Raw genomic sequence first — 13,567 nt, 5'->3', positions numbered from 1 at the left:
GAGCGATCCGCTCCCACAGGCCCGGTGCGGCGGCGGCGGGTGGCGGATCGCTCTCGTACTGATGGGTGGACGGAGATCAGGCTGCGGGCGACGCCTTCAGCAAGAACTCGACCGAACCGGAGTTTTCGACCTTGACGAAGCCGAGGCTGGGCGCTGCGACCTTGTAGTCGGCGAAGGTGACGGGGATCGACCCGCTCACTTCGGCGCCGTCGCCGGATAGCGCCGCCTGCATGGGCACCGAGACCGTCTTCGTGACGCCGTGCATGGTGAGTTTGCCGGTGGCCGTGAACTTCGTCACGTCGCCGTCCGAGAGATCGCCGGTGTCGAGGGGTGAGGTGAGCGTGAATGTCGCGTCGGGGTGGATGTCGGTCTCGAGCGCGGAGGTGCGGAAGTACTCGTCGCGACTCGTGCTATCGGTGGCGATCGACGCGACGTCGACCGTGATGTCGGCCTTGGTGATCGAGTCGGAGTCGAAGTCGACCGTGCCGGTGACGTCGGAGGTCTTGCCGACCACGGTCACGTCGGTGCCGTTCAACACCTCGTCGACCCGGTAGCCGGCGGTGCTGCCCGATCCGACGCTCCACGACCCGGTGAGGTCGGACCCGGCGAGTGCGGAGTCGCCCGGCGTGACGGACACGGTGGGCGCGGCCTCGGGCTCACCGACGATGACATCGCGGTAGAAAGCGGGACCGGCGATGGCGACGACTCCGCCGACCACGACGACTCCCGCTGCCACACCGATGAGGACCTTACTTCGTCTCTTCATGCGAAAACGATGACGCGTCACCCTTGCCGAGTCCTGAAAGCGTGCAGGCCGTGCAGGCTTAGCGGCACGTGTCGGGTTCGCTAGCCTTCGAGGGTGACCCGCATTCGAGCCCTCCTGCCGATGGTGCTGCTCTGGGTCACGTTTCTGGCGGTGCACGCGTGGCTGTCGGTCGCCGTGTGGAACGGCCCGCACACGCCCCTGAACGACGTGTCGACCGTGTATCGCGACTGGATCCTTCGGGGTTCTCTCGGCGATGGCTGGGTCGGTGTCGACCTCGCCTGGGTCTACCCGACGGCCGCGCTCGTGCCGATGCTCGCCGCAGCGGCTGCCGGCTTCGCCCACTTCTCGGAGGCGTGGCTCGTGCTGGTGGCGCTGCTCGACGCGATTGCCCTCGGGGTCATCGTCAGCGGCCGATCTCGGCGGCACCTCGTCGCGGGCTTCTGGTGGCTCGCCTACCTGCTGGCGCTCGGGCCGATCGCCGTCGGCCGGATCGACAGCATCACAGTGCCGCTCGCGATCGCGGGCCTGCTCGTCGCCGCTCGCCGCCCCGGGGTGGCGGGCGTTCTCCTCGCTCTGGCCACCTGGATCAAGGTCTGGCCGTTCGCCCTGATTCTGGCGGTCGTGATCGCCGAGAAGCGAAGGATCCGAGTGCTCGCCGCCGCCGCGACGACGAGCCTTGCGATCGTGCTCGCCGCTGTGCTCGGCGGGGGCAACCTGGCCGGCATCGCGGGGTTCGTCGGCAAGCAGACCGGGCGCGGGCTGCAGTTGGAGGCACCGATCACCACGTTCTGGCTGTGGGCTGAGGCGCTCGGAGCCCCGGGAGTCTCGATCACGTTCGATCAGACGCTGCTCACGTACCAGGTCACGGGGCCCGGCTCAGCGGTGGCTGCCGCCGCCACGACGCCGATCATGGTGCTGGCGCTCCTGCTGCTCGTCGCCCTCGGCATCGTCGCCACTCGCCGCGGGGCACCGGCCGTGATCCTGCTGCCCCCGCTCGCCCTCGCCCTGACCACGGCGTTCATCGTCACCAACAAGGTGGGGTCGCCTCAGTACGAGGCGTGGTTGGCGGCACCGGTGGTGCTCGGACTCGCGACTCTCGGCCGTCGCTTCACAGCGCCGAGCATTCTCACCGTGCTGATCGCCGGCCTCACCCAGGTCATCTACCCCTGGCAGTACGACGCCCTGGTCATGGCCCTGCCGTGGATGGCCGTCGTCGCAACCCTCCGCAATGTGCTTCTCGTGGCTCTCCTCGTCGTTGCCGCGCGGGCGATCGTCGTTGCGGGTCGCCCTGGGGAGAACTTCGGCGGGGTCGGGGCGACGAATGCGAGGATGGAAGAATGATCGTCGCATTCAGCGTTTCTCCCTCCGGTGGGCCGCCCGCGGGCTCCGAGCCCGATTCCGTTCACGACGCAGTGGCTGCCGCTGTCAAGGTCGTGCGCGACTCCGGCCTGCCGAACCGCACCTCGTCGATGTTCACCGAGATCGAGGGGGAGTGGGATGAGGTGATGGCCGTCGTCAAGGCCGCCACCGAGGCCGTGGCGCCGTTCGGGCGTCGCGTTTCTCTCGTGCTGAAGGCCGACATCCGTCCGGGGCACACCGGCGAGCTCGACGGCAAGATCGAGCGACTCGAACGGGCTCTCGGCGAGGCTTAGAATCGACTGGGAGAACAACCGCTCCCGCACGACTCGACGGCGAGTTGTCGATCCCCTTTCCGACGACGAAATGGCTGTCTTCCCGTGCCTCAGATCTCACCCCGCCGGAGGCGCTTCGCGCTCCTCTCCCTCGCGATGGGCGGCTTCGGCATCGGTGCCACCGAGTTCGTCGCCATGGGGCTCCTGCCGAACATCGCTCGCGACCTCCTCCCCGGCCTCTACGCCGGCTCGGTGGAAGACGCCACCGCGCACGCCGGCATCATGATCAGCGCCTACGCGCTCGGGGTGGTGGTCGGTGCCCCGACCATCGCGGCGACGACGTCGCACCTGCCGCGCAAGAAGCTGCTGCTGATTCTGCTCGCCGCGTTCCTGGTCGGGACGATCGCGAGTGCGATCCTGCCGTCGTTTGGGCTCGTCGTGCTCGCACGCTTCGTCGCCGGGCTCCCGCACGGGGCGTACTTCGGTATCGCGTCGCTGGCTGCGGCCAATCTCATGGGCCCGGGCAATCGCGGCAAGGGCGTCGCGTTCGTCATGGCGGGTCTCACCATCTCCAACATCGTCGGCGTCCCGCTCATCACCGCGCTCGGCCAGGCGGTCGGCTGGCGGGTGGCCTACGGCGCGGTAGCCCTCATCTTCGCTCTCACCTTCTTCGCCGTTGCCCTGGCGCTGCCGCATCAGCCGGCCGCCGAGGGGGCTTCGATCCGTCGCGAGCTCAGCGCCTTCCGCCGGCCGCAGGTCTGGCTCGTGATGGGCGTCGGCGCGATCGGGTTCGGCGGATTCTTCGCCGTCTACAGCTACGTGTCGACCGCCGTCACCGAGGGTGCCGGCATGCCCGAGGGGTGGGTGCCGTTCGTGCTCGTCGCCGTGGGCGTCGGCATGACCATCGGCAACCTGCTCGGCGGCTGGGGGGCCGACACCAACCTCCGCCGCACGATCTACTTCGGCTTCGGCGGGCTCCTGGTGGCGCTGATCGGTTACGCGCTGACCAGCGAGATGCTGATCGGCATCTTCGTCTTCGCTTTCCTGCTCGGCTTCTTCAGCTCGGTGATCAACCCGGCCATCCAGTCGCGCCTCATGGAGGTCTCGGGCGACGCGCAGGTGATCGGTGCAGCGCTCAACCACTCGTCGTTCAACCTCGGCAACAGCCTCGGCGCCTACCTCGGCGGGGTCGTCCTCGCAGCAGGCCTCGGAGTGGGTTCTCCCGCGTGGGTCGGGGCGATTCTGGCCTCGGCCGGAGTCGTGCTCGTGACGATCAGCTTCGCGGTCGATCGGCGGGGTCGGGGCAACTCGGGGTCGGGCAGCGAAGGATCCGGCGGTTCGTCGCTCGGCTCCGCGGATCCTTCGCCCCAGACCGAGCCTGTGCCCGTCGCCGGCCTATAACCACGTCGATCCACGTCTTCTCGGTTGTGAAGACGTGGATCGACAGTGTGGGTTCTAGAAGGAACGGCGGGACGACGGTCGCAGCATCGGGTGACCCGCGCGGGACGACGGTCGCAGCGCCGCACGACCGGAGCTTGTCGGAGGTCCGGCGCCGCGACCGGCGTCACGCCAAAAGGAAGCGGTGTCGGAGGTCCGGCGCCGCGACCGGCGTCACGCCAAAAGGAAGCGGTGTCGGAGGTCCGGCGCCGCGACCGGCGTCACGCCAAAAGGAAGCGGTGTCGGAGGTCCGGCGCCGCGACCGGCGTCACGCCAAAAGGAAGCGGTGTCGGAGGTCCGGCGCCGCGACCGGCGTCACGCCAAAAGGAAGCGGTGTCGGAGGTCCGGCGCCGCGACCGGCGTCACGCCAAAAGGAAGCGGTGTCGGAGGTCCGGTGCCGCGACCGGCGTCACGCCTAGAAGGAACTCGGCCCGGCGTCGTCGGTCTGCAGCAGGATGCCGTCTTGGATGGCGCGCTTTCGCAGGGCGACTTTGGTGCCCACGTCGAAGCCGGCGACGCGGTACTTCTCGCGGATGCGCTTGAGGTACGACTTCGCCGTCTCTTCGGAGATGCCGAGCTGGTACGCGACCGCCTTGACGGGTTCGCCACCGCCGTAGAGGGCCATGACGCGGCGCTCCTGGGCGGAGAGCTTCGGCACACCGCCGACCTCGGAGGCGTTCAGGGCGAGGTCGAGCTCGGCCGAGATGTACGACTCGCCGATCGAGGCCGTGCGGATCGCCTCGACGATCATCTCGGCGTCTTCGCTCTTGACGAGGTAGCCGAGGGCACCGGCGGCGAGGGCCTCGCGGACCACATTCGGCTCGGAGTACGTGCTCATCAGGACGGTCTTGACGCCGGCCGTCTTGAGAGTCGAGATCTTGAGAGAGATCGGGAGGTTGTCTTTGAGGTCGAGGTCGAGGAGGACGACGTCGACCGGAAACTCCGGGTGCGTGAGCAGCTCGGGCCAGGAGGCGACCGCGGCGACCATGGAGATGTCGCTTGCGGCGCCGCGAATCCATTCGCTCAGGGCCCCGAGCAGCATCTTGTGATCGTCGACGAGGGCGAGACGAATTCGTCCTTCGGAGTCAGGCACTGGTTTCTCTCTTTCGATGGGTGGCTTCGGAAAGCCGCGAGGCGTAGTGAGGCGCACAGGGAACACCCGGTGCGCTCATGTTAGGCGTCTGCCGGGTTCTCGACGGAACACCTGATGGCGAGCCGCAGACTGCCCTGGTGGGTTGAGGTCTGAAAGTCACCGACGCGGTTCAGGGCGTTCCAGGTGGCGGGGGTGACCCGGTTGCGGCGGATGCCCGTCGAGGTGACGTCGATCGGGACGTCGATGGTGCGTCCCGCAAGAGACGCGATCGAGTTCGACGTGCCGATGGGGCCCAGGGTGAGAGTGATGCTCGTGCCGGCGGCGCGGGTGCGGCGATCGCCCAGGAGGAGCCATACGGCTTGAAGGAGCCCGTCGCGCTGCTCGGGGGTCAGCAGGCCGGCGAGGGACGACGGATCAGCGAGCTTGACGGCTCGGCCCAGGTATTCCGATTCGGTGACGGCGTGGTAAAGCCAGGTCTCGCGTCGGCCTTCGATGAGGTGGAGGCGCAGCTCGGTCGCGAGCGAAGCGGCGGTCGAGGCCACCTGCGGTTCGAGAGGCAGGGGGATGTCGCCCACTGCGACTCCGTCGAGCAGCTTCTCGGCGGCGAGGTCGAGACGGGCCAACTCGTCGCTCGCGAGCATTCCCACGGCGAACCGCGGCTGGGTGACGGTCGACTGCACGAGGACGCGGTCGAGCTCGATCTGGATCATGCCGCGGAAACGCTGCACGGCATAGGTGGCGATGGCGGGCGGCAGGACGGCCAGGGCGATCGTGGCGACCTGCTGGGGGAACGTGACCCGGTCGATCGGCGTGGTGAGGATCACAGCGCCGACGAGGAGGACGAACAGGGCTGCCGTGGCGATGATGAGCTCGCGGGCCGGCCGGAGGGTGATGAGGGGGAGGAGGCCGAAGCCGACCGAGATGCTGGCGGTGGCGTAGGCCCCGACGTTGTGCAGGGGCCAGATGGCGATGAAGTCGAGGACGACCACGAGGGCGAGGGCTGCGCACAGGCCGATCATCACTGGGCCGGTCAGGCGCTCGCCCTGGATGGCGACGAGGGTGACCACTCCGATGAATGCGGCGAGGTAGACGAGCCAGGCGACGATGGCGGGCGCGGCCACCGGATACGAGGAGAGGTGCACCAGGAAGAAGATCAGGCCGTAGATGGCCTGCAGGGCTGCGACGGCGGCGGCGCCCATTCCGAGATAGCCGGTGCCGAGGGTCGCGCCCGCCTGCTGGGCCTGACGCATGGAGCGAGCACCGGTGGAGGAGGTCGGAAGACCCCTGGGTGCCCTCCGGTGTCGGGGGACGCCGAGGGTGTTCTCATCGATGCTCACGCGGGGAGCCTCCGGTCGCTAGTGCTCATCGCGGTGCCTCCAAGACGACGGTTGTGCCGGCTCCGGGAGCGGAGAAGAGACGGGCACTGCCGCCGACCTCTCGCAGCCGGTTGACGACACTCTCTTTGAAGCCGAGTCGCTCCTCGGAGACACCCTCGAGCTCGAATCCGACGCCGGCGTCGGTCACCATCGCCCGGACCATCTTGTCGTCGTGGATGATCGTGACGTGCGCCTCGACGACGCCCGCGTGACGCCGGACGTTCTCGAGGCACTCGGCGAGTGCGAGGAGGAACGCGTCGAGCACGTTCGTCGGGAGGAGCACCTGACCGGTGCCGTGCCAGCTGACTTCCAGGCCCATTCGACCGAACCGTTGCTTGACCGACTCGAGCGTCTGTCCGAGGGGGCTCTCTTCGACGGTGTCGAGGTTGTAGTCACCGGAAGCCTGCGGCTGCGGTGTGGAGCCCAGGCGGAGGTGGCGAAGCAGGCGGGCGTCTTCGGCGGCCTGAGCGCGGAGAGCATCGGGGGTGACTCCGAAACCCGAGTGGGCGAGAAGGGTCAGGGTCGCGAGCACGGTGTCGTGCAGGAGTCGTGCGCCCTGGCGGCGCTGGGCCTCGGTCTCGCTTGCCTGGCGCTCGGCCCGGTGGGCGTTTCCGATCGAGTAAATGCGGCGGGCTGCACGGGGAACGCTGTTGCCGATCCAGAATCCGGCGACGAAGCAGAGCACCCAACCGAGGAGCACGGCGGCGACCTGCACGGAGAAGATCGACTGCGTACCGATGACGACCTCGGCGACGACGACCACGGCAGCTGCGGCCGCGAGGAGCACGCGCTTGGTGCTCGAGGAGAGCAGGAGCGCGAAGGAGGCGATTGCACCGCCGACCAAGGGGATGACGGCAGTCGCGAGAGGCCCGTCGATGCCGCCCGGCACGAGCGCGATGCCCCCGGCCATCAAACCCGCAGCCATTCCCAAGACGACCCACAGCATTTTGCCGCTTCGGCCGATCATGATGAAGAAAGCGATCATCACGAGGCTGAAGAAGACGATGGCAGCTTGCCGTCTCACGTCGGTCACGCCCGGGTAGCTCAGGGCCACCAACGAGACAACGGTTGCCGAGATCCCGAGAAAGCGGGTCGTCGTCCGGAGAAGACGATCGCGCTCCTGGGCGAAGAGATCCATTCGAGTCCAACGATCAGAAGAGAGGGCCGCCCGAGAGGGCGCCTAGACACATCGTTCCACAGATGTCGCGCCGGGGGACGGTACAGGGGGATCGGCGCGCTGATGAAAAAGGTGTCGAGCGAGACTCATTCTGGCGGAAAGCGCGCTCATCCTTCAAGTAGGGCTCGAAGGTGGTTCCCCACCGCCTCGTTTTCGATCAAGAATCCGTCGTGGCCGAACTCGCTCGGAAGGATCACCGCCTCGCTGGCGGCCGCGCCGCGGAGGCCCTCCGCGATCAGCACCTGGTCGCGGGGTGGGAACAGCCGATCGGAGTCGATGCCGAGGACGAGCGACCGGGCGGTGATCCGCGACAGGGCTCCGGTCACGCCACCGCGATCCCGTCCGATGTCGTGGCTGTTCATGGCCCGCGCGAGGCTCACGTAGCTGTTGGCGTCGAAGCGGCGAGTGAACTTGTTGCCGTGGAAATCGAGGTAGCTCGCCACCGAGAACCGACCGCTGCCGGTCAGGGGGGAGAGCTCGCTCTGCCATCCCCGGCCGAATCGGGCGTTCAGCTCGTCGGGCGAACGGTAGTTGAGTAAAGCCATCCGTCGGGCCAGCGCGAGGCCGCGGTAAGGGCCCTCGCCGTCGGCGGCCTCGTAGTAGTCGCCGCCGAGAAACCCGGGATCCATGTGGACGGCTTCGATCTGCACCGTGTTGAGTGCGATCTGGTCGGCACTCGTCGAGGCGGTGGTCGACAGCACACCGAGGCGCGCCACTCTCTCCGGCTGGCCGACGGCCCATTCGAGGGCGTGCATGCCTCCCATCGAGCCTCCGATCACGGCGTGCCAGCGATCTACGCCGAGCTCGTTGGCGAAGCGCACCTGCGCCTCGACCTGGTCTCTGACGGTGAGTCTCGGAAAACGGCTGCCCCATTCGTGACCCTCGGGGTCAAGGGAAGCCGGGCCGGTGGATCCTTGGCATCCCCCGAGCATGTTGGGTGCCACGACGAACCAGCGGTCGGCGTCGATCGCGAGCCCCGGGCCGACGATGCCGTGCCACCAACCGGCGGTGGCGTGGCCCTCGCCCGCGGGGCCGGCGAGGTGGCTGTCACCGGTGAGAGCGTGCAGCACCAGCACGACGTTCGAGTCGTCGGTCGCCCGGGTGCCGAACGTCTCGTACGAGATGCGAGGTCGGGGGAGCGTCTCGCCGCTCTCCAGCTCGAGGTCGTCGAGAGTGACGAAGAGCCGATCGCCGACCGGATCGCCGTCTCGCCAGGCACCCGTCGCGGGTGGCTTGCCGAGCATGGTCCGGCGGGTGCGCTCCGTGATGACCCGCGAGGGCACCGTGTCTTCGGGGGTCGTCTGCCAGTCCATTTGGGTCAAGCATGACAACAAAAGGCGGCGACCGCCGGACTGTTACGCCCGATGGTCGCCGCCCCGTGGGATCCTCGGCCGACGTCAGCTGCTCTTGAGCAGCCCGGTCGTCACCTGCCTCGCAGCGGCGAACCCGGCGTCGAGGTCGGCCTTCAGATCGTCGATGTTCTCGAGGCCCACCGACAGTCGCACGAGGCCGGGGGTGACGCCCGTCGTCAGCTGCTGCTCGGGGGTGAGCTGCGAGTGCGTGGTCGAGGCGGGGTGAATCACCAGCGAGCGGACGTCGCCGATATTGGCGAGGTGGCTGAAGAGGTGGAGGTTGTCGACGAGGGCCGCCCCGGCGTCGACGCCGCCCTTGAGTTCGAACGAGAGCACAGCCCCGACGCCCTTGGGTGCGTACTTGTTCGCGGCCGCGTACCAGGGGCTCGTCGGCAGGCCGGCGTAGAAGACATTGGCGACGTCGTCTCGGGCGTCGAGCCACTCGGCGATCTCCTGGGCGTTCTGCACGTGCCGTTCGATGCGCAGCGACAGCGTCTCGATGCCCTGGATGAGCGAGAAGGCGGTGTCGGCCGAGTTCGACGAGCCGAGGTCGCGGAGCAGCTGCACCCGCGCCTTGATGATGTACGCGAGGGGGTCGCCGACCGCGCCCGTGTAGCTGGCGCCGTGATACGACGGGTCGGGTTCGGTGAGCTCGGGGAACTTCTCGACGTTCTTCGACCACTCGAACTTTCCGCCGTCGACGATGAGCCCGCCGATGACGGTGCCGTGACCGCCGAGGAACTTCGTCGCGGAGTGCACGACGATGTCGGCCCCGTGCTCAAAGGGGCGGATCAGGTAGGGCGTAGCGATCGTGTTGTCGACGATGAGCGGCACGCCGGCCTCGTGCGCGATCGACGAGACGAGCGAGATGTCGAGGATGTTGATCTTCGGGTTGCCGATGGTCTCGGCGAAGAAGAGCTTGGTGTTGGGGCGCACGGCGCGGTGCCACTCGTCGGCGTCGTCCTGGTTCTCGACGAATGTGGTCTCGATGCCGAGCTTCGCGAGCGTGTACTTGAACAGGTTGTAGGTGCCGCCGTAGATCGACGACGACGAGACGATGTGGTCGCCCGCCTGTGCGATGTTCAGGACGGCGAGGGTCTCTGCCGCCTGTCCGGACGCGACGAGCAGAGCCCCCGAGCCGCCCTCGAGAGCGGCGATGCGCTGCTCCACGACGTCGTGGGTGGGGTTCATGATGCGCGAGTAGATGTTGCCGAACTCCGCGAGCGCGAACAGGTTCTTCGCGTGCTGCGAGCTGTCGAACACGTACGACGTCGTCTTGTAGATTGGCGTGGCACGCGCGTGGGTCGTCGGGTCGGGCTGAGCGCCGGCGTGGATCTGCTGGGTCTCGAACTTCCAGGCGTTCGTCTGATCGGGCATTGAGGTCTCCTCGGGGTTCCGGTGCCGGCCGATCCTCGGTGAACGGGCGGTCGTTCTCTCTGGGGCGAGCGTAGGCCCGGCGTCCGGTGCGCGCCACGGCGGCGACACGCGGCGTAACGGGGCACGACGAGGATCCGCGAGCACGTTTGCCACAATCGGCCCATGCACTCGACCGCGCCCTCCCTTCCCGCCTGGCCCGCCACCTCGGCGAGTTATCGTCGGTCGGAGGTCTCCGCCGTGATCGGGCGGGGTGACGCCGCGTGGTCGCGGGCATCGACGGGCGTGCTCCGGTGGGAGGTGAAGACCCGAAGCGGCTTCCGGGTCGACGACGGACGCCCCGTGGTCGCCGGCCGACGCGTGACGGTGACGGCGCAGGTCGCGGGTGTGCGAGTGGTCGAGCCGGTTCAGGTGGTCGAGGTGGTCGACGAGCCGTCTCGCGTCGGTTTCTCGTACCGGACGCTTCCCGGCCATCCGGTCGACGGCGAAGAGGCCTTCGTCGTGCACCGCTCGGGCGACGACGTCGTGCTCACCATCCGGTCGCTGACGCGCCCCGCTCCGCAGCAGCCCTGGCGGGGGCTGTACCCGCTGCTGCGGGTGGCGCAGGTGGTTGCGCGGCGTCGGTATCTGCGTGCGCTGAGGTAAAGGCGGGCCGGTCGGCGAGGTGGCGACGCGGTTCGGCCAAACTGACGTGGCGCGCCGGGTCGCAACGGCCGAAGTGCGTCGGGTCGCTAACGGCCGCGATCGACCGTCGGCCTCAGCAGGTCGAGCTCGGCGCCGAACTCGGCATAGGTGAGTTCGCCGTCGACCCAACGCCGCTGGAGTGCTCGTGCTTGGCGGCTGCTTCGCCCGCCCTCGAGCTGCGAAGACTGCCGGGCACGCTCAACGGTCGTGCTGCGGCGGGCTGAGTCGATCGAGTCGGTCCGGCTGGGGTTCATGGCGTGCTCCCTTCGAGACCTCCAAGTCGACAGGCGAGCCTTCTGGCGAAACAGGTACGCCGCCGAAGTCGCTAGCGTGGACGCACCGACGAAAGAGGGATGGACGCATGGCACGACGCGCAGTGGTCACGGGAGCGAGCTCGGGTATCGGAGAGGCCACGGTTCGGCTGTTCCGCGAACGCGGCTGGGAGGTGCTGGCGGTGGCTCGGCGCGAAGATCGCCTCCGCCAGATCGCCGCCGAGACGGGCGCGACCTGGTTCCGGGCCGACGTGACGAGCGACGCTGACATGGCGGCTCTTCGCGCTCACGTCGAAGAGACCGGCCCGATCCACGCCCTGGTCAACAACGCGGGCGGTGCCTTCGGGCTCGACAGTGTCGAGGCGGGCTCGATCGACGACTGGCAACGCATGTTCGACGTCAACGTGCTCGGTACGAAGCGCGCGATCAGCGGACTCCTGCCGTCGCTCCGAGCCGGGGCGAAAGACGCAGGATCCGGCGACATCGTCACCGTCACCTCCATCGCCGGCCACATTGCGTACGAGAACGGGGGCGGCTACAACGCCGCTAAATTCGCGGAACACGCGCTCGTCGCGGCCCTCCGGCTCGAGCTCAACGGCGAGCCGCTGCGCGTGATCGAGATCGCCCCCGGCATGGTCAAGACCGACTTCTCGCTGGTGCGGTTCGACGGCGACCAGGCGCGCGCCGACGCCGTCTACGACGGAGTCGTCGCACCGCTGACGGCTGACGACATCGCCGAGTCGATCGTGCACTCGGTCGAGCTGCCGGCCCACGTCAACCTCGATCTGGTGACGATCAAGCCGGTAGCGCAGGCGCAGCCGTACAAGCTGACGCGCGGCGAGCTGACGACGCGCGACTGACCCTCGACCCGGATCAGCCGATCGATATGAACTCCGCCACATCGTCGCGCGGCAATACGTCGGCGACAGCACCGACCTCCAGCTCGAGCAGCTTGACCCAGCCGCCCGACGACGACAGGAAGGCCGTGTCGGAGGCATCGCGCCCGGTCGCGATGCGCACGAGACTCTGACGCGGAGCCAGGTGCGTCGCGTCGATCACGTACCACCGACCATCGATGAGAGCTTCGGCGACCGCGTGGAAGTCCATCGGATACAGGCCCGGCGCGTACACAGACACGAGCCGCGCCGGAACGTCGAGCGCTCGCAGCAGTGCGACGACGAGGTGGGCGTAGTCGCGGCAGACGCCGCGCCGGTCGAGAAAGGTGCGGACGGCACCATCGGTCGGTGCGCTCGAGCCCGGCACGTACGAGAGGTGCCCGTTGACCCAGGATCCGACGGAGTCCAGCAGGTCGAGACCACTCAGCCCCGCGAACTCGCTGCGCGCCGTCGGAAACAGCGTGTCGGATTCGCAGTAGCGGCTGGGCCGCAGGTACTGGATGCTGTCGAGTGCACCGAGAGCGATCGGATCCTGCTGTCCTGTGACTTCGACGCGGTAGTCCACCTCGAGCCGACCCGGAGCCATGTGCGCGACGTGAAGGCGAGTGCCGCGATCGTCGATGACCTCGCGGATCGGCACCTCTTTGCCACCCTGGGTGACCGACAGCGTCTCGGTGATTCGCTGCCCCTCGGCAGCGGCCACCGAGAGCACCAGCTCGGCGGGCTCGGTCGACGACAGGACCATCCGGGAGAACGCGTTCCGCTGCATGCACGAAGCCTAAATGGCAGGGCGAGCCCGGAACCATAAATCGAACATACGTTCGAATTCTGCAGTACGATCGAGGTATGTCACTCGCGTTCCAGACCTCGCTCTTCGACGACCTCGACGCCGACCCCACACTCGAGTCACTCGGCAGCTCGGTCGAGCGGATCGACCTCGGCGAGGGCGCCTGGCTCGACGTTCGGCCGGGTTGGGTGCAGAACTCCGACGCACTGTTCGAGCGTCTCGCCGGCGGGGTCGACTGGAAGGCCGACCGGCGCGAGATGTACGACCGAGTCGTCGACGTTCCCCGACTCGTTTCGTGGTTCGGCCCCGACCACGTCTTTCCTGATCCCGTCCTCACCGAGGCCCAGGCCGCTCTCAACGCCCACTACGGTCGACCGCCGCAGCAGGTGTTCGAGACGGCAGGGCTCTGCTTCTACCGAACCGGAGACGACAGCATCGCGTGGCACGGCGACAAGGTCGGCGAGGCCATCGATCGCGACACGATGGTCGGCATCGTCTCGGTCGGCGCCGCCCGCACTCTGGCGCTCCGCTCGCGGTCGGGTGGCGAGGTGCGGCGCTTCCCCGTCGGGCACGGTGATCTCGTCGTGATGGGCGGCTCGTGCCAGCGCACGCACGAGCACTCGATCGCCAAGACGAAGCGCGCGATCGGGCCGCGCATCAGCATCCAGTTTCGGCCCGTGTGGTCGCGATCGGCGTGATGACGGCGGCCTCGCCGCCCACTA

14 protein-coding genes are annotated in these 13,567 nt (G+C 68.2%); 6 read left to right on the top strand and 8 right to left on the bottom strand.

The annotated features are described in order from the left end of the window. Window positions 1–76: 76 nt before the first annotated feature. Window positions 77–766, bottom strand: a complete 690-nt coding sequence (locus VH571_RS08250) for a YceI family protein (protein ID WP_123944705.1) — start codon at window positions 764–766, stop codon at window positions 77–79. A 93-nt stretch (window positions 767–859) separates the two neighbouring features. On the opposite strand from VH571_RS08250, the gene VH571_RS08245 reads away from it, so the two are divergent. The 3 genes from VH571_RS08245 (at window position 860) to VH571_RS08235 (ending at window position 3,798) form a co-directional block, all read left to right on the top strand. Next, window positions 860–2,107: a glycosyltransferase 87 family protein gene (locus VH571_RS08245; protein ID WP_423264114.1), complete on the top strand. Its 1,248-nt coding sequence runs from the start codon at window positions 860–862 to the stop codon at window positions 2,105–2,107. Then, on the top strand, window positions 2,104–2,418 hold the full coding sequence (locus VH571_RS08240) for a thiamine-binding protein (RefSeq protein ID WP_055958657.1): 315 nt from the start codon (window positions 2,104–2,106) through the stop codon (window positions 2,416–2,418). The genes VH571_RS08245 and VH571_RS08240 overlap by 4 nt, the downstream gene beginning before the upstream one ends. A gap of 135 nt (window positions 2,419–2,553) precedes the next feature. Next, window positions 2,554–3,798, top strand: coding sequence for an MFS transporter (locus tag VH571_RS08235; RefSeq protein WP_423264284.1), 1,245 nt, complete (start codon window positions 2,554–2,556; stop codon window positions 3,796–3,798). Window positions 3,799–4,249: 451 nt separating this feature from the next. Here the strand turns inward: VH571_RS08235 and VH571_RS08230 are convergent, their stop codons facing one another. The 5 genes from VH571_RS08230 to VH571_RS08210 all read right to left on the bottom strand — a co-directional run bounded on the left by VH571_RS08230 (window position 4,250) and on the right by VH571_RS08210 (window position 10,209). Next, window positions 4,250–4,927 (bottom strand): response regulator, encoded by a 678-nt coding sequence (locus VH571_RS08230; RefSeq protein ID WP_370544430.1) that lies wholly within the window; start codon window positions 4,925–4,927, stop codon window positions 4,250–4,252. A gap of 80 nt (window positions 4,928–5,007) precedes the next feature. After that, window positions 5,008–6,264 carry a hypothetical protein gene (locus tag VH571_RS08225; RefSeq protein WP_123944709.1) on the bottom strand — a complete coding sequence of 419 codons (1,257 nt, stop codon included), beginning with the start codon at window positions 6,262–6,264 and terminating at the stop codon, window positions 5,008–5,010. Window positions 6,265–6,289: 25 nt separating this feature from the next. Beyond that, window positions 6,290–7,441 (bottom strand): sensor histidine kinase, encoded by a 1,152-nt coding sequence (locus tag VH571_RS08220; protein WP_423264113.1) that lies wholly within the window; start codon window positions 7,439–7,441, stop codon window positions 6,290–6,292. 146 nt (window positions 7,442–7,587) lie between these two features. Further along, window positions 7,588–8,793 (bottom strand): homoserine O-acetyltransferase MetX, encoded by a 1,206-nt coding sequence (gene metX, locus VH571_RS08215; RefSeq protein ID WP_423264112.1) that lies wholly within the window; start codon window positions 8,791–8,793, stop codon window positions 7,588–7,590. Window positions 8,794–8,877: 84 nt separating this feature from the next. Further along, on the bottom strand, window positions 8,878–10,209 hold the full coding sequence (locus VH571_RS08210; RefSeq protein ID WP_423264111.1) for a bifunctional o-acetylhomoserine/o-acetylserine sulfhydrylase: 1,332 nt from the start codon (window positions 10,207–10,209) through the stop codon (window positions 8,878–8,880). A 162-nt stretch (window positions 10,210–10,371) separates the two neighbouring features. On the opposite strand from VH571_RS08210, the gene VH571_RS08205 reads away from it, so the two are divergent. After that, window positions 10,372–10,851 carry a DUF1990 family protein gene (locus tag VH571_RS08205; protein ID WP_423264110.1) on the top strand — a complete coding sequence of 160 codons (480 nt, stop codon included), beginning with the start codon at window positions 10,372–10,374 and terminating at the stop codon, window positions 10,849–10,851. A gap of 86 nt (window positions 10,852–10,937) precedes the next feature. Here VH571_RS08205 and VH571_RS08200 read toward each other — a convergent pair whose 3' ends face one another. Next, window positions 10,938–11,144 carry an antitoxin VbhA family protein gene (locus VH571_RS08200; protein WP_423264109.1) on the bottom strand — a complete coding sequence of 69 codons (207 nt, stop codon included), beginning with the start codon at window positions 11,142–11,144 and terminating at the stop codon, window positions 10,938–10,940. A gap of 107 nt (window positions 11,145–11,251) precedes the next feature. Here VH571_RS08200 and VH571_RS08195 point away from each other — a divergent pair, with 107 nt between their 5' ends. Continuing rightward, entirely contained in the window at window positions 11,252–12,022 is a 771-nt protein-coding gene (locus VH571_RS08195) for an SDR family oxidoreductase (protein WP_423264108.1), read from the top strand. Window positions 12,023–12,035: 13 nt separating this feature from the next. Here the strand turns inward: VH571_RS08195 and VH571_RS08190 are convergent, their stop codons facing one another. After that, window positions 12,036–12,827 (bottom strand): transglutaminase-like domain-containing protein, encoded by a 792-nt coding sequence (locus tag VH571_RS08190; protein ID WP_423264107.1) that lies wholly within the window; start codon window positions 12,825–12,827, stop codon window positions 12,036–12,038. 77 nt (window positions 12,828–12,904) lie between these two features. Between VH571_RS08190 and VH571_RS08185 the strand changes: the two genes are divergently transcribed. Beyond that, a complete protein-coding gene (locus tag VH571_RS08185) occupies window positions 12,905–13,543 on the top strand; it encodes an alpha-ketoglutarate-dependent dioxygenase AlkB (protein WP_423264105.1) in 639 nt (212 codons plus the stop codon). The last annotated feature ends 24 nt before the right edge of the window (window positions 13,544–13,567 follow it).

It is taken from the genome of Frondihabitans sp. 4ASC-45, assembly GCF_049472575.1.
Taxonomy (GTDB): Bacteria; Actinomycetota; Actinomycetes; order Actinomycetales; family Microbacteriaceae; genus Frondihabitans.
The sequence above is the reverse complement of the archived record's forward strand: the minus strand, read 5'-3'. Positions and strand labels throughout refer to the sequence as shown.

Excerpts from the sequence above, each read along its gene's own strand:
- VH571_RS08200 (WP_423264109.1), bottom strand. The coding sequence starts at position 11,144 with ATGAACCCCAGCCGGACCGACTCGATCGACTCAGCCCGCCGCAGCACG.
- VH571_RS08240 (WP_055958657.1), top strand. The coding sequence starts at position 2,104 with ATGATCGTCGCATTCAGCGTTTCTCCCTCCGGTGGGCCGCCCGCGGGC.
- VH571_RS08205 (WP_423264110.1), top strand. The coding sequence starts at position 10,372 with ATGCACTCGACCGCGCCCTCCCTTCCCGCCTGGCCCGCCACCTCGGCG.
- VH571_RS08250 (WP_123944705.1), bottom strand. The coding sequence starts at position 766 with ATGAAGAGACGAAGTAAGGTCCTCATCGGTGTGGCAGCGGGAGTCGTC.
- VH571_RS08210 (WP_423264111.1), bottom strand. The coding sequence starts at position 10,209 with ATGCCCGATCAGACGAACGCCTGGAAGTTCGAGACCCAGCAGATCCAC.
- VH571_RS08220 (WP_423264113.1), bottom strand. The coding sequence starts at position 7,441 with ATGGATCTCTTCGCCCAGGAGCGCGATCGTCTTCTCCGGACGACGACC.
- VH571_RS08195 (WP_423264108.1), top strand. The coding sequence starts at position 11,252 with ATGGCACGACGCGCAGTGGTCACGGGAGCGAGCTCGGGTATCGGAGAG.
- VH571_RS08190 (WP_423264107.1), bottom strand. The coding sequence starts at position 12,827 with ATGCAGCGGAACGCGTTCTCCCGGATGGTCCTGTCGTCGACCGAGCCC.
- VH571_RS08185 (WP_423264105.1), top strand. The coding sequence starts at position 12,905 with ATGTCACTCGCGTTCCAGACCTCGCTCTTCGACGACCTCGACGCCGAC.
- VH571_RS08235 (WP_423264284.1), top strand. The coding sequence starts at position 2,554 with ATGGGCGGCTTCGGCATCGGTGCCACCGAGTTCGTCGCCATGGGGCTC.
- metX (WP_423264112.1), bottom strand. The coding sequence starts at position 8,793 with ATGGACTGGCAGACGACCCCCGAAGACACGGTGCCCTCGCGGGTCATC.